The organism is Kitasatospora sp. NPDC098652 (assembly GCF_044760155.1).
In the GTDB taxonomy this organism is placed as follows: domain Bacteria; phylum Actinomycetota; class Actinomycetes; order Streptomycetales; family Streptomycetaceae; genus Kitasatospora.
In genome coordinates this window covers 154726-172569 of sequence record NZ_JBIWAQ010000019.1, presented here as the reverse complement: position 1 = coordinate 172569, position 17844 = coordinate 154726, and the positions used below count along the sequence as shown (strand labels likewise).

General features: G+C 74.7%; 16 protein-coding genes. 5 read left to right on the top strand and 11 right to left on the bottom strand.

Features of this window, described 5'->3' with window-relative positions; all coding sequences use genetic code 11:
- Positions 1 to 133: 133 nt before the first annotated feature.
- The 4 genes from ACIQWA_RS31945 to ACIQWA_RS31930 all read right to left on the bottom strand — a co-directional run bounded on the left by ACIQWA_RS31945 (position 134) and on the right by ACIQWA_RS31930 (position 5481).
- Positions 134 to 1201: a MerR family transcriptional regulator gene (locus tag ACIQWA_RS31945; RefSeq protein ID WP_402488261.1), complete on the bottom strand. Its 1068-nt coding sequence runs from the start codon at positions 1199 to 1201 to the stop codon at positions 134 to 136.
- A 34-nt stretch (positions 1202 to 1235) separates the two neighbouring features.
- Positions 1236 to 2066 carry an RNA polymerase sigma-70 factor gene (locus tag ACIQWA_RS31940; protein WP_402488275.1) on the bottom strand — a complete coding sequence of 277 codons (831 nt, stop codon included), beginning with the start codon at positions 2064 to 2066 and terminating at the stop codon, positions 1236 to 1238.
- A 65-nt stretch (positions 2067 to 2131) separates the two neighbouring features.
- Positions 2132 to 2332, bottom strand: a complete 201-nt coding sequence (locus ACIQWA_RS31935) for a hypothetical protein (RefSeq protein ID WP_360226355.1) — start codon at positions 2330 to 2332, stop codon at positions 2132 to 2134.
- Complete coding sequence (locus ACIQWA_RS31930; protein ID WP_402488257.1) at positions 2329 to 5481, bottom strand: SNF2-related protein; 3153 nt, start codon at positions 5479 to 5481, stop codon at positions 2329 to 2331. Before ACIQWA_RS31930 ends, ACIQWA_RS31935 begins: the two co-directional genes overlap by 4 nt.
- A gap of 227 nt (positions 5482 to 5708) precedes the next feature.
- Between ACIQWA_RS31930 and ACIQWA_RS31925 the strand changes: the two genes are divergently transcribed.
- Positions 5709 to 6314 carry a YceI family protein gene (locus tag ACIQWA_RS31925; protein ID WP_360226361.1) on the top strand — a complete coding sequence of 202 codons (606 nt, stop codon included), beginning with the start codon at positions 5709 to 5711 and terminating at the stop codon, positions 6312 to 6314.
- A 101-nt stretch (positions 6315 to 6415) separates the two neighbouring features.
- Here the strand turns inward: ACIQWA_RS31925 and ACIQWA_RS31920 are convergent, their stop codons facing one another.
- Positions 6416 to 7402 carry a LysR family transcriptional regulator gene (locus tag ACIQWA_RS31920; RefSeq protein WP_402488254.1) on the bottom strand — a complete coding sequence of 329 codons (987 nt, stop codon included), beginning with the start codon at positions 7400 to 7402 and terminating at the stop codon, positions 6416 to 6418.
- Between the two features lie 129 nt (positions 7403 to 7531).
- On the opposite strand from ACIQWA_RS31920, the gene ACIQWA_RS31915 reads away from it, so the two are divergent.
- Positions 7532 to 8785, top strand: coding sequence for an MFS transporter (locus tag ACIQWA_RS31915; protein ID WP_402488251.1), 1254 nt, complete (start codon positions 7532 to 7534; stop codon positions 8783 to 8785).
- Between the two features lie 9 nt (positions 8786 to 8794).
- The gene (locus ACIQWA_RS31910) at positions 8795 to 9274 is read left to right on the top strand and encodes a macro domain-containing protein (protein ID WP_402488248.1); all 480 of its coding nucleotides are present in this window, start codon (positions 8795 to 8797) and stop codon (positions 9272 to 9274) included.
- Here the strand turns inward: ACIQWA_RS31910 and ACIQWA_RS31905 are convergent.
- Positions 9259 to 9834, bottom strand: a complete 576-nt coding sequence (locus ACIQWA_RS31905) for a GNAT family N-acetyltransferase (RefSeq protein WP_402488246.1) — start codon at positions 9832 to 9834, stop codon at positions 9259 to 9261. The two genes, ACIQWA_RS31910 and ACIQWA_RS31905, sit on opposite strands and share 16 nt — an antisense overlap.
- 32 nt (positions 9835 to 9866) lie before the next feature.
- On the opposite strand from ACIQWA_RS31905, the gene ACIQWA_RS31900 reads away from it, so the two are divergent.
- Both ACIQWA_RS31900 and ACIQWA_RS31895 read left to right on the top strand, forming a co-directional pair.
- Positions 9867 to 10016 (top strand): hypothetical protein, encoded by a 150-nt coding sequence (locus ACIQWA_RS31900; RefSeq protein ID WP_402488243.1) that lies wholly within the window; start codon positions 9867 to 9869, stop codon positions 10014 to 10016.
- Positions 10017 to 10026: 10 nt separating this feature from the next.
- A complete protein-coding gene (locus ACIQWA_RS31895; RefSeq protein WP_402488240.1) occupies positions 10027 to 10827 on the top strand; it encodes a TetR family transcriptional regulator in 801 nt (266 codons plus the stop codon).
- 183 nt (positions 10828 to 11010) lie between these two features.
- On the opposite strand, the gene ACIQWA_RS31890 is transcribed toward ACIQWA_RS31895, so the two are convergent.
- From ACIQWA_RS31890 to ACIQWA_RS31870, 5 genes are all read right to left on the bottom strand, one after another.
- Positions 11011 to 12291: a GNAT family N-acetyltransferase gene (locus ACIQWA_RS31890; RefSeq protein WP_402488237.1), complete on the bottom strand. Its 1281-nt coding sequence runs from the start codon at positions 12289 to 12291 to the stop codon at positions 11011 to 11013.
- 41 nt (positions 12292 to 12332) lie between these two features.
- A complete protein-coding gene (locus ACIQWA_RS31885) occupies positions 12333 to 12878 on the bottom strand; it encodes a GNAT family N-acetyltransferase (RefSeq protein ID WP_402488234.1) in 546 nt (181 codons plus the stop codon).
- A gap of 158 nt (positions 12879 to 13036) precedes the next feature.
- Positions 13037 to 14365, bottom strand: a complete 1329-nt coding sequence (locus ACIQWA_RS31880; RefSeq protein WP_402488231.1) for a C40 family peptidase — start codon at positions 14363 to 14365, stop codon at positions 13037 to 13039.
- A 245-nt stretch (positions 14366 to 14610) separates the two neighbouring features.
- Complete coding sequence (locus tag ACIQWA_RS31875; protein ID WP_402488228.1) at positions 14611 to 15696, bottom strand: hypothetical protein; 1086 nt, start codon at positions 15694 to 15696, stop codon at positions 14611 to 14613.
- A 113-nt stretch (positions 15697 to 15809) separates the two neighbouring features.
- Positions 15810 to 17816 carry a threonine/serine exporter ThrE family protein gene (locus tag ACIQWA_RS31870; RefSeq protein ID WP_402488225.1) on the bottom strand — a complete coding sequence of 669 codons (2007 nt, stop codon included), beginning with the start codon at positions 17814 to 17816 and terminating at the stop codon, positions 15810 to 15812.
- Positions 17817 to 17844 lie beyond the last annotated feature (28 nt).

Below are 17844 nucleotides of genomic sequence, written 5' to 3'. Positions count from 1 at the left end.
GGTTGGTGGGGGGTGGGTTGGTGGGGGGGGTTGGGGGTGGGGGGTGGGGGGTGGTGGGGGTGGGTGGGTTGGTGGGGGGTGGGTTGGTGGGGGGGTTGGGGGTGGGGGGTGGGGGGTGGTGGGGGGGTGTGGGTCAGGTGGGGAGGCGGATCGGCATGAGGACGGAGAAGGTGCCGGTTCGGGCGGGGGTGCGGATGGCGAGGGGGGTGATGGGGCCGCCGAGTTCGAGGAGGAGTTGTTCGGGGTGGGCGGCGCGGAGGGCGTCGAGGAGGAAGTCGCGGTTGAGGGCGATGTGGGGGGCGTCGGGGGTGGGGTCGGCGGTGACGGTGAGGTGGCCGTCCTCGGTGAGGGTGAGCACGGTGACCTGGCAGTCGGCGCCCTGGGGGCCGGAGGGGAGGGTGCGGGTGGCGCCGGTTTCGACGGCGGTGCGCAGGGCGGTGGTGGGGAGGGTGACGCTGTGCTGGGGGGCGAGGCGGGTGAGGGCCCGGTGGTCGGGGTAGTCGGTGGCCGGGACGGTGCCCTCGATGCGGTGGTCGGGGGTCTCGGCGCGGAAGGTGTCGGCGCCCAGGGTGAGCACGACCTCGGTGGGGGCGGCGGGCAGCAGTGCGCGCAGGGCGTCCACCAGGGCGGTGGGGACGGTGGTGCCCGGGGTGGGGTGCTGCGGGGCGCCGGTCGCGGGTAGTTCGGCGAAGGCCATCCGGTAGCGGTCGGTGGCGACCAGGCGCAGGACCGGGCCGTCCGGTTCGAACAGCACTCCGGTCAGGGCGGGTTGGTCGGGGTCCTTGCAGACGGCGAAGCGGACGGCGTCCAGGGCGGCGGCCAGGCCGTCGGAGCGGACGGTGAGGCGCGGGGTGGTGGTCATCGGGTGCTCCCTCTGCTCGATCGTCGTGCGGATCAGGGAGAGCTCGCGGCGGGCGTCGGCTAGGCCGTCCTCCAGGCGGCGCAGGTGGGCGTCGAGGACGCGTTCGGCCTGGTGGCCGGAGAGGACGGCGCGGATGTCGGCCAGCGGGAGGCCGACCCGGCGGAGCCGGACCAGCAGGCGGGCGTCGGCGAGTTGGGCGGGCCGGTACCAGCGGTAGCCGGTCTGCGGGTCGACCCAGGCGGGGGTGAGCACCTCGGCGCCGTCGTAGTAGCGCAGGGTGCCGACGCCCAGGCCGCTGGCGCGGGCCAGTTCGCCGATGCTGTGCAGCTCGCTCTCCATGCCGGTGACTCTCGGGGCTCGACCTGGTCGAGGGTCAAGCGAGGTGGGTGAGCTTGTCCGGGTTGCGGATGGCGCGGATCGAGCTGATCAGCGGCTCGCCGTCCGGGCCCTCGGTGAAGTCGAGGACGGAGACGGAGTCGACGGCGCCGTTGACGGTGATCAGCACGCCGGGTTGGCCGTTGACCAGGACGGGGCGGACGGCCGCGGCCTCGCCCAGCCGGCGGAGCACGCCGAGCAGGAAGCGGGCGACGTTGTCGGCGCCGGTGACCGGGCGGAGGGCCGCGCGGATCACTCCGCCGCCGTCGCTCCAGGTGGTGACGTCGGGGGCGAGGAGTTCGAGCATCCGGTTGAGGTCGCCGCCGACGCAGGCCGAGAGGAACTCGTCGGTGGCCCGGCGGCGCAGCTCCGGCGGGGCGTCGTAGCGGGGGCGACGGGCCCGTACGTGGGCCCTGGCCCGGCTGCCGACCTGACGGCAGGCCGCCTCGGTGCGGTCCAGGGCCTCGGCGATCTCCGGGTAGGAGAAGCCGAAGGCCTCCTTGAGGACGAACACCGCCCGCTCCAGCGGGGAGAGGCTCTCCAGCACGACCAGCAGGGCGAGCGAGACGCTCTCGGCGCGCTCGATGTCGTCGGTGGCGTCGGGCTCGGAGACCAGCGGTTCGGGCAGCCAGGGGCCGACGTAGGACTCGCGGCGGACGGCGGCCGAGTCCAGCCGGTTGAGGGCGAGGTTGGTGACCGTACGGGCGAGGTAGCCGGCGGGGCTGGCGACCGGGCCGGTGACCCCGCTCCAGCGCAGCCAGGTGTCCTGGACCAGGTCCTCGGCGTCGGCGACGCTGCCGAGCATCCGGTAGGCGATGCCGAAGACCATCCGCCGGTGCTGTTCGAAGACGGCGAGCTGCGTGTCGGGGGTGTCGGTCACGTTCGGACGCTACCTCAGGAGCGGAAGGCCTGGTAGGCGGGGGCGAGCAGGGTCGCCAGGTCGCGGCCGTGGACGGTGATGCCGGAGCGGCCGAGGCGGTCCAGCGACGGTTCGTCCGGTTCCTCGTCCGGGGCCTGCGGCAGGGTGAAGTCGCCGCGCCAGTAGGCGGCGACGTTGACCGTCGGGGCCTTCGGGGGCGGTGCCTGGTCGGTCATGCGTCCTCCTCGGCGACGGCGTCCTCACGGGTGAGGGTGACCAGTTCGCGCAGGGCCTCGGCGGGGAGGTCGGTGAGCCAGTGCTCCCCCGCGCCCACCACGGTGTCGGCCAACGCGCGTTTGGCGGTGAGGATTTCGTCGATCCGCTCCTCGACTGTTCCGACGCAGACCAGGCGGCGGACCTGGACGTCGCGGCGCTGGCCGATCCGGAAGGCCCGGTCGGTGGCCTGCTCCTCGACCGCCGGGTTCCACCAACGGTCCAGGTGGATCACCTGGTTGGCGGCGGTGAGGTTGAGGCCGGTGCCGCCGGCCCGCAGGGAGAGCAGGAAGACCCTGGGGCCGTCCGGGGACTGGAAGCGCTGCACCAGTTCCTCGCGGCGGGCCCGGGGGACGCCGCCGTGCAGGTGGAGGACCTCCTCGCCGAGCCGGCGTTCCAGGTACGGGCGGAGCATGGTGCTGAACTCGGCGTACTGGGTGAAGACCAGCGTGCGGTCCCCCTCGGCCAGCGCCTCCTCCAGCAGTTCGGCGAGCCGGGCGACCTTGCCCGAGCGCTCGCCCAACGGCGAACCGTCGTGCAGCAGTTGGGCCGGGTGATTGCAGACCTGTTTGAGCTTGCCGATCGCGGCCAGCACCGTGCCGCGCCGCTCCACGCCCCGGATCCCGTCCACCCGCTGGAGCAGGTCGGCGACCACCGCCTGGTAGAGCCCGGCCTGTTCGGCGGTGAGGTTGCACCAGACGGTCATCTCCTGCTTGGCGGGCAGCTCGGCCGCCACCGCCGGGTCCGTCTTGAGCCGGCGCAGCACGAACGGGGCCGTGCGGCGGCGGAGTTCGGCGGTGCGTTCGGGGCTGCGGTGCAGTTCGACCGGGATCGCGTAGCGCTCCTTGAAGCGCTCCGCCGGGCCGAGCAGGCCGGGGTTGGCGAAGTCCAGCACGGCGTGCAGTTCGGCGAGCCGGTTCTCCACCGGTGTGCCGGTCAGGGCGATCCGGTGCCGGGCGACGGGCAGCGCGCGGATCGCCCGGGACTGGGCGGTGCCGGTGTTCTTGATGTGCTGCGCCTCGTCGGCGACCACCCGGCGCCAGCGGATCGCGCGCAGCGCGGCGAGGTCGCGCTGGACCAGCCCGTAGGTGGTGATGACCAGGTCCGCTTCCCTTGCGGCCTCGGCGAGTCGATCACCACCGAGGCGGTCGGCGCCGTGGTGGACGTAGCGGCGCAGGCCGGGGGCGAAGCGCTCGGCCTCGCGCTGCCAGTTCCCGACCAGGGACATCGGGCAGACCAGGAGGGTGGGGGCGTCCGATCCGGACTGTTCGGACGCCAGGAGCGCGAGGGTCTGGACGGTCTTGCCGAGGCCCATGTCGTCGGCCAGGACGGCGCCGAGGCCGAGTTCGGACATGGTCCTCAGCCAGGCGAGTCCGCGCTGCTGGTACGGGCGGAGCTCGGCGCGGAAGTCCGGTGGCAGGGCGGGGACTTCGGGGGTGGTGGGGGTGGTTCCGGCGAGCAGCTCGCCGAGCGGGCCGTCCACCCGGACGCCGGTGACCGGCAGTCCGGCGACCGTCGCCTCCGGGTCGAGGGCGAGCCGCAGCAGGTCGGCGGCGGCGAGCAGGCCGTCGCGCTGCTCGGTGAGGAAGGCCAGGGCGGCGGCGATCTGGGCCGGGTCGGCCTCCAGCCAGGCGCCCCGGACCCGGACCAGCCCCTGTTTGGCGGCGGCGAGTTCGGCGAGTTCCCGCTCGGTGAGCGGGGTGCCGTCCCGGCCGAGGGCGGCCTGCCAGCGGAAGGCGACCACGGCGTCCCGGTCGACCTGGCTGGTGACGGCGAGGGTGCCGGGCGCGGGCGGGGTGGTGGCGCGCAGGGCGAGCCCGAGCCGGGGGCGGCGGCGCCACCAGGAGGGCAGCAGCACGCCGAATCCGGCCCCGGCCAGGGCGGGCGCGGCGGTGCGCAGGAAGTCGAGCGCGCCGGCCCGGTCGAGCGGCAGGGCGGACGGGCGGGAGCGGTGGCGCAGCCCGTCCAGGACGGGCCAGCGGTGGGCGGCGCGGGCCAGTTCGGCGACCAGCACGTCGACCGGGCCGGCTGCCTCGCCCCCGGGGGCGGCCGGCGCGAGCTTGCGGTCGAGGGCGGCGTGGGCCGCGCCGCCCTCGTGCAGCTCGGCGGCGCGGACCAGCAGCGAGGGCTCGTCGACGGCCTGGAGCAGGAACTCCAGCTGCCAGGCGTCGTCGGAGGGGCGGCCCTCCGGGTCGTCGTCGGCGGGGCCGAGCGGTTCGACCAGGCGGAAGCAGAGCCGCAGGGCGGGGTCGGCGGGCTCGGCGGTGGCGTACCAGTCGGCGATCCGGCGGCCCAGCTCGGCGAGCTCCCCGGGCGGGGCGTCGACCTCCCCGGAGGGGGTGGCGAGGGCGTGCAACCAGCGGTCGACCGGGGCCGGGCCGGGGGCGGGGAAGGGGGTGTCGGCCAGGGCGGCCCGGGCTTCGGCGTCGACCAGGGCGCCCAGGGCGGCGTCCAGCAGCGCCTCGCCGGTGCCGGTGCCGGTCGGCCACTCGCCCAGCAGGACGGGTGGGCAGCCGGCCGCCAGTGCGGCGGCCTCGCGGCGCCCGGCCGGGGTGGGGTCGGGCCGCCAGCGGGCCCGGGGGCGGCCGTCGGCGAGGACGGGCAGGGGCAGCACCCGGCCCCGGCCGACCGCCCGCCAGGCGAGGTCGTGCACCCCGGTGAGCCAGCGCAGCGAGGGCCCGTAGACCACTTCGACCCGGCCGGTGCCGGGCAGGTCGGTGTCGGTGACGGCCCAGTGCGGGTCGTGCACCTCGCCGAGCAGCTGGGCGGCGGCACCGGCCTCGAACAGCAGGGCGGGCACCCGCCAGGGGGCGAGCGCGGCGCCGCCGCGCGGCGGGGTGACCGGCAGGTCGGGCGAGGGGGCGGGCAGGCTGCCGACGGTGGGCAGCAGCAGCGTGGCCCAGCGTTCGGGGGCCTGCCCGGCGAGCCAGCCGAGGCCGGGCCCGATGCCGCCGAGCACGGCGGCCAGGCGGTCGGCCGGGCAGGCGTACGGGTGGGCGCGCGGGGCGGGCCGGTCGGGGCGGGGTTCGGTGGCGCCGGGGTGGGAGCGGGCGTCCTCGGCCCAGAGGGCCAGCCGTCCGTCCGCCCGCCAGAGTGCGTGCAGGACGAACATGCGGGGGCCTCTCGGGGCGGGTGGGAACCGTCCTTCGCAGCCTAGTCGGAGGGTCGGACAGTGCCCGGCGGACCGTTCGGCGGCGCTCGTGGGGCCGGGCGGCTGGGCCGTTCGGGTGATTCGGCGGAGCACTTCCAGGGTTGTGGTTGAAACTTGAACGAAAGCGCCGTACGGTGGAGCCAAGAAGTTGAAGCCTAAACAAACGGCTTCGAACCCGAGGAGGAGCCATGGGCCTGTTCAACCGCACCAAGACCGCCACCCCCGCCGCCGTCCAGACCCCGGCCGGCCCGGACCTGTCGCACCTGACCGGCGACTGGGCGATCGACACCACCCACAGCGAGATCGGCTTCGCGGTCCGCCACGCGATGGTCACCAACGTCAAGGGCCGCTTCACCGACTACGAGGGCAAGCTGCACCTGGACGGCGCCCAGCCGCACAACTCCTCCGCCGAACTGGTGATCAAGGTCGCCAGCATCGACACCAACCAGGCCCAGCGCGACGAGCACCTGCGCACCGGCGACTTCTTCGCCGTCGAGACCTACCCGGAGATCCGCTTCCGCAGCACCTCCGCCGAGGCGATCGGCGACGACTCCTACCGGATGACCGGCGAGCTCACCATCAAGGACACCACCCGCCCGGTCGTCCTGGAGCTCGACTACACCGGCAGCGCCACCGACGCCTACGGCGCCGAGCGGGTCGGCTTCGAGGGCAGGACGGTCGTGGACCGCACCGAGTTCGGCCTGACCTACAACGCGGCCCTGGAGACCGGCGGCGTGCTGATCGGCGAGAAGGTCAAGCTCAGCTTCGACATCTCCGCCGTCAAGGCGGCCTGAACCGGCCGTCCGCGGCCACGGCGGCCCGGGCCGCCCCCATGACCCACCGTCCCTGCCCGTCCCCCCGGGGCAGGGGCGGTGCGCCGCATCCCCGGGACCGATTACCTCCCCGCGATGAGCGCGGCGTCCTCCGGCGGCAGCCAGCTGTCGGCCGGGCGGTCCAACCAGCCCTCGGCAGCCCCGAGTTCGGCCGCCGCGGCGGCCAGCGCGGACAGGCCCGGGTGGCGCTCGCCGGGCCGGTGCACCAGGCTCACCAGACTCAGCGGAACCGGGTCCACCAACGGGATGTTCACCGCCCCTGGGAGGCGCGGCCCGCCGACCGTGGTCAGCATCGGATCGCCGTGCCGGGCCAGGTAGCGGGCCGTCTCGACCGGGCCCACCGGCGGGACGTACGGCTCGGCCGCCCGCAGACCGTGCTCGCGCAGCAGCCGGGCCCCGAGGTCGGCCCACTCGGTGGTGGCCGGGTTGCCCGCGCAGATGTCGACCGGGTGCCCGAGCAGATCGGCCGGGCGCAGCGCCGGGCGGCCGGCCAACGGGTGGGTGTCCGCCATCATCACCGAGACCCGCTCCAGCCGTACGGGCCGCTGGGCGAGCCGGCCGCGCACCGGGGCGGGCAGTCCGGCGAAGCGGCCGAACGAGGCGTCCAGCCGGTGCGCCAGCAGTTCGTCGGCGGCCGCGGCCAGACCGCCGTGGAAGCGGGCCAGCAGCTCGCCCTCCGGCCAGGCGGTACGGGCCCGTCGCAGCACCCGGGCGGCGGTCAGGTCCGGGCCGGTGACGTCGCTGTTGAGGTCGAGCAGCAGCGGCCTGGCGGCGGCACCGGCGCCCGCGCCGAATCCGGCGAGCAGTTCGTCGTGCAGGGCGAGCAGTCGGCGCGCCCCGGGCAGCAGTCGGTGCCCGGCCGGGGTGAGGTCGACGCTGCGGGTGGTGCGGGTGAACAGTGCCTCGCCGAGCAGGCCCTCCAGGGTGCGGACGTCCCGGCTGAGCGCCTGCTGGGCCACGTACAGCCGCTCGGCGGCCCGGCCGAAGTGCAGGGTCTCGGCGGTCGCGACGAAGCCGCGGAGCAGGCGGGGGTGCAGGTCGCGGGGCATGGACGGCAGATTAACAACACCGTTTGACAACACCGTGTTGTGGATGCGGCGGAACAGGTGTTGGACGCCGATCGGAGCGCGCCGCGAGGCTGGGCGCATCCCCTCCCGCCCTGCGTCCCAGGAGCCCGATTGCCCCCGCGCGCCCTTCTCGCCTCCTACCGCCGGCTGTTCGCGGCCCCCGGCGCCACCGCCTTCACCCTGGCCGGGCTGCTCGGCCGGCTCGCGCTGTCGATGAACGGCGTCTCGCTGGTGGTGCTGCTCGCCGAACGGCGCGGCTCGTACGCGCTGGCCGGGACGGTCTCGGCGGCCGGGCTGGTCACCGGGGCGATCGGGATGCCGCTGCTCGGCCGCCTGGTGGACCGGTTCGGGCAGTCCCGGGTCGCGGTACCGGCCGCGCTGTACAACGCCGTTCCGCTCACCGCCCTGCTGCTCTGCGTCCGGCTCGGCGCCCCGGACTGGACCCTGTACGCGTGCTGGGCCGCCGGCGCCGCCCCCAACCTCGGCGGCATGGCCAGGGCCCGCTGGGCGCACCTGCACCGGGACGACCCGGCCGCCCGGCACCTGGCCAACTCCCTCGAACAGGCCCTGGACGAACTCTGCTTCATGGCCGGGCCGGTGCTCGCGATGCTGCTCTGCACCACGGTCGCCCCGGAGGCCGGACTGCTCACCGCCGGGACCATCGGCACCACCGGCGCCCTGCTGTTCGCGGCCCAGCGGGGCACCGAACCGCCGCTGCCGGCACCGGCCCCGACCGGCGAGCGGCACGGCTCCCCGCTGCGGGTGCCCGGGCTGCGGGTGCTGGCGCTGACCTTCCTCGCCACCGGCATGGTCTTCGGCGCCACCGAGATCACCACCGTCGCCTACGCCGACGCGCTCGGGCACAAGGCGGCGGCCGGCCCGCTGCTGGCCCTGGTCGCGGGCGGATCCTGCCTGGCGGGGCTGCTGTTCGGGCTGCTGACCCCGCGCCGGGCCCCCGGGGCGCGCTTCCTGCTCGGGGTCGCGGCGATGGCCTCGGTCCTGCTGTTGCCGCTCGCCGCCGGGCTCGGCGGGGCCGGGCTGGTGGCCCTCGGCGCGGCGCTCTTCGCGGCCGGCACGGCCACCGCGCCGACCATGGTGACCGGCATGACGCTGATCCAGGAGCTGCTGCCGCAGCGGCAGTTCAACGAGGGGATGGCGGTGGCGGTGTCCGGCATCGTGGTCGGCATCTCGGCCGGGGCGGCGCTCGCCGGGACGCTCGCCGAGCGGGCCGCGCCCGGCACCGGCTTCGCCCTGCCCGCCGGGGCCGCCGCGCTCGCCCTGCTGATCGCGCTGGCCGGGCGGCGGCACCTGCGGGCGTCCGGCCCCGCGGAAAATGGGGCGCGGGTTGTCAGTGCCTCCGTCTAACTTCGAGTCATGGCGGAAATCACCTACGTCCGAGGCGATGCCACCGCGCCCCAGGGCAAGGGCGTGAAGGTGATCGCGCACGTCTGCAACGACCTCGGCGGCTGGGGCAAGGGCTTCGTGCTCGCGCTCTCCAGACGCTGGCCCGAACCCGAGGCGGCCTTCAGGCGGTGGCACCGGGAGCGGGCGAAGAACGACTTCGGTCTCGGCGCCCTGCAGTTGGTGCAGGTCGAGCCGTACGTCTGGGTGGCCAACCTGGTCGGCCAGCGCGGCATCCGGACGGGGCGCTCCACCGGGGTGCCCGTGCGGTACGAGGCCATCGACACCGGGCTGGCGGCCCTGGGCGGGCGCGCGCTCGAACTCGGCGCCTCCGTCCACATGCCGCGGATCGGCTGCGGACTGGCCGGCGGGCGCTGGGAGAAGGTCGAGCCGCTGGTGGCGGCCCGGCTCTCGGCGCGCGGCGTACCGGTGACGGTCTACGACGTCGGCTGACAGCTCCCCTGACCGCTCCCCGGCCGGGCGCTCGCGGCCGGCCAGGCGTACACGTACTCGGGCAGCACCCAGTCGCCCGGGAACACCCCCTCCTGCTCCGCGATCCGCACGCCGCCCTCGCGCTCGTAGAAGGCGATCGCGCGGGTGTTGGCGCGCAGCACCTCCAGGTACAACTCGGCGGCGGGGAACCGCTCGGCGAGTTCGGCGCGGGCGGCGGCCAGCAGTTCCCGGCCGATGCCCCCGCCGGTGAGGCCCGGGCGGACGTGCAGGTTGTCCACCAGCGCCCGTCCGTCGGCCTGCGGCACCAGATAGACGAACCCGGCCGGCTCACCGGCCCGTTCGGCGACCAACAGCACGGGCGTGTTCTCCGGCGGCCCGTAGTCCACCGCCAGGCGCAGCTCCCACAGTTCGCGCCGCTGGGCGGCCAGTCCGTCCCCGATCGCCTCGTCGGGGACGATCCCGCGATAGCTGGTGCGCCAGCTCTCGGCGTGCAGGTCCGCGACGTCCGCGGCGTCCTGCACCCCGCCGTACCGAATGGTGGTCCGTTCCGGACCGGTCATGTGACGAGCCTCCCACGAAGATGGAGTTGAACATGTTCAACCGTACCGTCTACAGTTCTGGCAAGCTTTTGAACGTGTTCGAAATGACGGGGGACGGGTTCGTGGCACCGGATGCGGAGGGGACATCCGGTGCCACGAACACCGACAGCACCGACACCGGGTGGAACCTCGTCTCCGGTTAGGCTCGTGCCTGTGGACGACCTGGCAGCGACGAACCGAACGGACGGCGAGAAGGGTGCGGCCGACGCCTCGGCCGCACCCGGCGCGGACGCTGGGCCCATGCCCGGCGGCCGGGCCCAGCCCAAGACCGACAAGAGCGAGGCAACCCGGGCGCTGATCCTGGAGACGGCCATGCGGCTGTTCCAGGAACGGGGCTACGAGAAAACCACCATGCGAGCCATCGCCACCGAGGCGGGCGTCTCGGTGGGCAACGCCTACTACTACTTCTCCGCCAAGGAATTCCTGATCCAGGGGTTCTACGACCGGATGACCCACGACCACGCGACCGAGGCCAGGCAACGCATGGCCCACACCCGGGACTTCGCCGAGCGCCTGGAGATCGCGCTGACCTCCTGGCTCGACACGGCCGCGCCGTACCACGAGTTCGCCGCGCAGTTCTTCCGCACGGCGGCCGACCCGACCAGCTCGCTGAGCCCGTTCTCCAACGAGTCCCACCCGGCGCGGGCAACCGCCGTGGAGCTGTTCCGTGACGTGCTGCAGGGCTCGGACCTGGCGCCGAAGCTGGACACCGAACTGGTCGAGCTGCTGCCCGACGTGCTCTGGCTGCACCTCATGGTCGTGGTCCTCTACTGGGTCTTCGACCGGACCGAGGACACCGAGCGGACCAGGGAGTTCGTCCGCCGCTCCACCCCGATGGCGGCCCGGGTGATCAACCTCTCGCGTTACCGGGTGTTCCGGCCGATCGTCCGCGACGCCAAGGGCCTCATCCACGACTTCATCCTGCCCACCATCGGAAAGAGCGTCGTCAAGTAGGCGCGGGGGCGCCTGAGTTGCGAAGGCCGGAGGCCGGCCCGCGGTGCGCGGGCCGGCCTCCGGCGTCGCTGCTGGCACTGGCGCTCCTGGCGCTGGCATTTCTGGCACCGGCGTTCCTGGCACCGGCGTTCCTGGCACCGGCGTTCCTGGCACTGCCGTTCCTGGCGCCGGCGTTCCGGCCGCTCAGAAGTCGGTCGGCGTCCAGGCCCGCAGCGGCGTGCGCAGCAGCAGGTCGGCGGCGGCCGCCGCACCCGGGCGCAGCTCGGTGACCAGACCGGCCGCGGCCAGTCGCGGGACCGTCTCGGCGCCCAGCTGGAGCGAGCCCAACTCCGAGGCGTCCAGGGCGAGATCGGCGTCGTCGGTGGTCCGGACGCAGCGGCCGGTGCCGTTCTCGGCGACCTCGATCGCAAAGCGGCCGGAGGCGTAGCCGAGCTTGTCCTCGACCTCCAGCACCACCCGGCCGGGCGCACCGTACGAGCGGGCACCGAAGGCGGCCTCGACGTCCAGCAGTCGCAGCCACATCGCGTCGCAGTTGCCCTTGCGCGGGGTGGCCGCGCGCGGGTCCTGGAGCAGCAGCGGCAGCGGGTCGTCCGGGGCGAGGCCCTCCACCACGACCCTGCGCACCCAGTCGACGCTCAGCACCAGGCGCCACAGCTCGACGGCGGTGGGCAGGTCGAGGGCGATGAACTCGTCCACGGTGAGCGTGGCGTCGGGGTTGGCGCCGTCCCACTTGTTCTCGACCCGGTAGACGACCATCCCGGTGACCGCGCCGTCGGCGTCCCGGTGGACGGCGGTGAACGGCTCCTTGAAGCTGTCGCCCGGTACCTGGATCCGGTTGGTGCGGCGCTCCCACCAGACCTGGTTGCGGGTGATCGCGCCCGGCTGGGTGAGCCGCCAGCGGTCGTACAGCTCGGCTCCGAGTTCGGCGTGCTGGGCCAGGGTCACGAAGTCGGTCCGGCCGCCGGGCACGCCCGGCAGGCCCTCGCGCAGACCCCGGGTGCGGCTCAGGTCGATGTCCCAGCCGCCGGCGCGGGTGGCCGGGCCGAAGCCGAACCGGCCGTAGATGTTGTACTCGGCGGCCATCAGGACGGCGACGGCGCAGCCGCGCTCGGCGGCCGCGGCGAGGTCGCGTCGCATCATCGCGCTGAGCAGGCCCCGGCGGCGGTGGGTGGCGCTGACCGTGACGTTGGTGATCGCGTCGGCCCGGACCACGGCTCCGCCGGGCACGGTGAGTTCGACGTCGAAGCTGCGGAAGGTGGCGATCTGCCGGTCCCCGTCGAAGCCGGCCACCATCCGGCCCGGCTGCCACTGCCGGCGGCGCAGGTCCAGCGCGACGCCCGCGAACGGGCGCAGGAAGCCGAAGTTCAGCGCCCGGTTCCACTCCTCCACTTCGTCCACGGATACGGCCCGGATCTGGATCCCGTCGACGGTCTCGGGGGCCGTGTGATCAGTGTCGTTGTGCATCCGGCCACGGTACGGGCGGCGTCCGGGGAGGAGCATCCCAATTAATCCGTGTCCGACCCCCGGCGGTGCTCGCCCGGCGTCACCACCCAGTGGTTGGTGCGCAGGACGCGGTCCCCGAAGCCGAGGTCCCGCTCGCCGAGCAGCCGGAAGCCGAGCGCGCGGCAGATCCCGTTGGACGGGCCGTTGGTGGTCCCCGGGTTGGCGTGCACCTCGCCCCAGCGGCCGTCCGCCGCCGCGGCGTCCAGCACCCGGCGGACCGCCGCCTTGGCCAGGCCGCGGCCCTGGAACCCGGGCAGCACCATCCAGCCGATCTCGGAGACGGTCACGCCGTCCTCCTCGTCCTGCCAGAGCGTCACCACGCCCGCCGCCTCGCCGCCGTCGGCCCCGTCGGTGTCGGTCCCGTCGGCGTCCGGCACGATCACCTTGATCCAGGCGCTGTCCTCCGCCACCAGCCGGAGGTCCTTGCGCAGCCGCGCCTCCACCTGCTCCCGGGGCAGCGGGCCACCCAGTTCGGCCATCATCGCCTCGTCACAGCGCATCCGGACGTACGCCTCGACGTCGCCCGCTGCCACGTTCCTCAGCCGCACGGTGCCTCCTCACGAGTGGTCGGAGCGGCCACGCTAACGGAGGCCACCGACACCGGCGGCCGGGACGACGGGTGGCGGCGGGCCGGGACGGCGGGTGGCGGCAGGGTGTTCACTGGTCCGTGGACCGCTCCCGCTTGGCGGGAATCGTCAGACACGCACTACGGTCGGGCGTAGTAGTCCGGGGTGCCCATGATCCAGAGGCTGGCCTGCTTGACCGGCATGCCGACCCGCGGGGCCTCGATCATCTGGTCGTCGCCGATGTAGAGGCCGACGTGGTGGATGTCGGCGGAGCGGCCGGTGTCGGTCCAGAAGACCAGGTCGCCGGGGCGCAGCTGGCGGTAGCTGACCGGGGTGGACTGGGCGTACTGGTCGGCGGCGAAGTGGTTGAGCTGCTTGCCGCCCTCGCGCCAGGCCATCATGGTCAGCCCGGAGCAGTCGTAGCCCTCCGGCCCCTCGCCGCCCCAGATGTAGGGCAGGCCGATCTTGGACCGGGCGAAGGCGATCGCGGCGGCCGCGCCCTCGGCCGACCAGGGGCGGGAGTCGGGCGGCGGCGCCTGGGTCCTGGCGGCCTCGGCCGCGGCGGCTTCGGCCTCGCGGGCGGCCTGCTCGGCGGCGGCCCGGGCGGCCGCCTCGGCCTCGCGGGCGGCGATCGCCTCCAGCGCCTCGTGCCGCTTGCGCTCCAGCTCGACGGTGGTGTTGCGGGCGGCGGCGAGTTCGGCGAGCAGCTGCTCCCGGTGCCGGCCGGCCGCGGCGGCCTCGGTCCGCTGGGCGGCGAGCCGCTGTTCGGCCCTGGTCCTGGCCGCGCCGACCTCGGTCGCGGCCTTCTCGGCGGCCGCGGTGGCGGTGCGGGCGGCGGCGGAGGCGGCACGGGCGGCGGCGGCCGTGGAGGTGGCGGCGTCCAGGATCTGCCGGGTGCGTTCGCTGACCACGCCGACCACGGCGGCACGGGCGCCCGCCTCGTGCGGGCCGTGGGCGCCGAGCAGGGCGTTGAGGGCGGAGAGTTCGGCGCCCGCGCCCTGCCGGTACGTCTCGGCGGCGAGCCGGGCGGCGTCCTCGGCGGCTTCGGAGCGTTGGGCCTCGGCGGCGGCCGCGCGCCGGTTGGCGGCGGCCTCCTCAGCCCGGGCCCGGGTGAGGGCCAGCTGGGCGCCGTTGTAGGCCTCGACGGCCTGTTCGGCGCCGCGGGCGGCCCGGTCGAGTTCGGTACGAGCGGCGGTGAGCGCGGTCTCCAGCGCGGCGGCGGAGGCGGCCTTGCCGTCGGCCTCGGCGCGGGATCGGTCGATCTCCTCGGTGGAGGGGTACGGGTCCTGACCGGCCGGGGGCGCTCCGGCCGCCGGTACGGCCTGCGCCTGGGCGGACTGCGCCGGTACGGCCTGCGCCGGGGCGGGGTGCCCCGGTTCCGGCTGCACCGGGGCGGCCTGGGCGCCGGGGAGCAGCCCGAGCAGGGCGGTGAGGGACAACAGGAGGGTCGGCAGGATCCTGCGCGCCACGAGACATCCCTTCTCACGGGTCCGGTGGGGACGACGGCGGAGGCCGGGCGGCGCGCGGCCTCCGGGGCTGCGGTCGGGGCGGCGGGGAATCCGACGAATCATCCCATCACATGACAGAACGGTCACTCGCCGATCATGTTCTCAACTCGGAGGGTTTTCACACCTCGAACGCGCTCCGCCGGCCGGGTGACCATCCGATGATCCGACTTGGCGTCACCGCCACCCAGGCGCACAAGGTATACGAACTAGCGGTGGATTCGGCGGGTCTTCGTCCGTAGGTGGGGGTGTCGGCCGGGGCGGCGTTCCAGACCGGTCGGGCCGACCGCGTACGTCCGGCTGCGCCCGGCGCGGACCGTACGGCGGCGCTGCCGGGCCCCGGCCGAGCGGGCCGGCACGCCCCCGGAGGGCCCCTCGGACGGTTGCGGGTGCGCCGTCGGCGCCTTCGACGGCGCCCCGGCGACCGCGGCCGAGCGGCGGTCGGCCAGCCGCGCCTGGCGGCGGGCCAGGGCCCGGGCGGCGTGCGCGTCGAGGTGGGCGGAGGCCCTGGCGGCCATCCGCTCGGCGACCCGGTGGGCGGCCGGGTGGTTGGCGGGCACCTTGTCCGGCGCGCCGGCGATCAGGTCGAAGAGCCAGGTGCGGGCCCGGTCCGCACGCCCGTGCAGCAGGCGTTCGCGCCGCAGCGCACGCGCCCGGCGGCGGGGGCGCGTGGTGTACCGCCAGCGGGCCCACGGGCTGCTCGGGCGGGCCAGCCGGATCGCGCCGATCCAGGACAGGCCGGGGACCATGATCCCGAGCAGCCCCGTCCACACCTTGCCCTTGAGCAGGGTGATCACCGAGGCCAGCGCGTTCACCGAGATGACGGTGATCAGGCCCCACCGGGTGTCCTCGCCGGGCACCACGCCGAGCGGCACGTACCCGATCAGCAGCAGGGCGGTGAACAGGATGCCGAAGATCACCGCGTCCACCGACTTGCGGCCCTGCTCGCTCCAGTACACGTCGTCCAGGTGCAGGATCAGCGCGAACTCGTCCAGCACCAGGCCGCAGCCGATGCCGAAGGCCAGCCCGAACCAGTCGATCCACGGGGTGTCGCCGTAGGTGGCGAACACCCCGATGCCGCCGACCAGCAGGAAGCCCAGGCCGAACACCATGTGGTGGATGTGCAGGCCGCCGGGGGTGACGTTGCCGGGCCACCAGCGCACCTTGGCTCGGATCATCCGCACGCTGAACCGGATGAAGACGAAGGAGGTGATGAAGCCGACCAACAGCAGGAACAGCGGTTGCTTGTGCGTGTTGACGATGTGCTCGCGGTAGCTGTCCAGCATGGTCGTCATGGGTCTTACCTTCGTTCCTGGTCCTGCGTCCTGCCTGCCGTGACATGGCCCGGGGCCCAACAGCCGCCCAACACGGATCCCGCTCGGAATCCGCCACCGGGCTCAACGCGCGGTCAGAACCCCCGGGTGCGCTTGGCCGCCCGGCGCGGCATCGCCGGGTAGAGCGAGGGCAGCTCGGCGCCCACCGGCAGTTTCAGGAACAGCCGGGCGATCTCCCCGCCGAGGTTCACCCCGATGGCCAGCGCCATCGCGATCGCGGCCGCCCGGAACACCGACACCAGACCGGTGCTGGAGTGCCCCTGGGCGAAGGCCAGCATCCCGAGGTAGAGCGCCGAACCGGGCATCAGCGGGCCGATCGCGGCGGTGACGTACGGCAGTGCCGAGCCGTTCCGGGCCCGCGCCATCAGCTGGCCGAACAGGCCGACCAGGCCGGCCGCCACCCCGGTGGCCGCGATCGGGTTGACGTGCGCGTTGTACACCAGCGCGCCGTAGCTGGCCCAACCGATGCCGCTGTTGAGGGTGACCAGGGCGAGGGTGCGGCGGTCGGTCTGCAGCAGGGTGGCGAAGGCCAGGGTCAGCACCATCGCGGCGACCATCTGGACCGGCGGGTAGCTGATGCCGACCAGGCTCTCGTCCGGTTTGAGCTTGGCCTCGAAGCCGACGCCCAGGTAGAGGATCATGATCACGCCGATCACGATGCCCGCGACCAGGTAGATCACTTCCAGCAGCCGGGCCGCGGCGGTGATGTAGAAGCCGGTCAGGCCGTCCTGGACGGCGGCGACCAGGGCGCGCCCGGGCAGCAGGGCGAACAGGCCACCGGTGATCACCACCGAGCCGCGCAGGCCCCAGTCGTTGAAGGACAGGATGATCCCGGACGCGGCGGCCGGCATCGCGGCCGCCACGAACTGGTAGAACTCCGGCAGCCGGCGCCTGGCCAGCGCCGAGGCCAGCCGGTCGCCGAGCACGGCCGCTACGAAGGCGCTGCCGAAGACCAGCCAGGCCTTGTCGTCGAGCCGGCCGCCGACCAGGAAGGTCGCCGCACCGGCCAGCAGACCGGTGGTCAGGGCGAGGAACCAGGCCGGGTACGGGTGCCGGTTTCGGCGGATCGCGGCGAGCCGGCGGTAGGCGTCGTTGACCGTCACCTGCTCCGCGGTGATGTCCGCCACCAGCTGGTAGACCGCGTTCAGCCGGGTGTAGTCGGAGGTGCGGCGGCGTACCACCCGGTCGGCGGTGACCGGCGGCTCGACCAGCGAGGGCTGGTGCGAGATGCCGATCAGGGTGAAGGTGACCTGCGGCTCGCAGCGGTCCAGCCGGTAGGCGTGCGCGATGCCGAGCATGGCCGCCTCGACGTCCTCGGCGGCCTCGCCGCTGGCCAGCAGCAGCTCGCCGATGCGCAGCGTCAGGTCGAGGATGCGGGGGACGTTGCGGGCGACGGCCGCCGAGGGGTGCATCTCGCGGGCGGTGCGCTCGAAGGCGGGGCGCTCGGACATCGGGGTGCGCAGCAGGGTGCGCATCCGGTCCGGCCAGGGCGCCTCGCCGGGGGCGCCGGCGGTCAGCTCGGGGATCGGGATGCCGGTGGGCGGGGTGTAGCCGGCGGCGCGCCACTCCTCGGGGGTGAGGGTGTCCTCGGCGACCGAGCGGCGGCGCGGCGGACGGGCGGGCGCGGGGCGCTCGGGGTGTTCACGGCCCTCGGGGCGCTCGCGTCGCTCGGGGTGCTCACCGCGCTCGGGGTGCTCGCCGCGCTCGGGCTGCTCGCGTCGCTCGGAGTGCTCGCCGCGCTCGGGGGCCGGGTGCCCGGTCGGCGGCTCCCCGGGGACAGCGTCCCGGGGGCGCAGGTCGATGGTCAGCTCGGGGTGCGGCTCCGGCGGCACCCCGGCCCCGGGCTCGGGTGCGGGCTCGGGTGCGGGCTCGGGGGTCAGCAGGCCCTTGGTCTCCGTTACGGGCGGGACCAGCGGCACCACGGTGGTGGGCTCGACGACCGGGGCCGGGTAGCCGAGCAGGCCCTCGGTGGGCGGCGCGTCGGCGGGGTGCACCGGCTTCGGCGGTGCCTGCCGCACCTGGCGGACCGCCCGGCCTCCCTTCGCCCGCTTGCCCGCACCCGGTCGGCCCCGCTTAGGCACTTCCGCTCCTCGCCACCCCTGGTGGCCG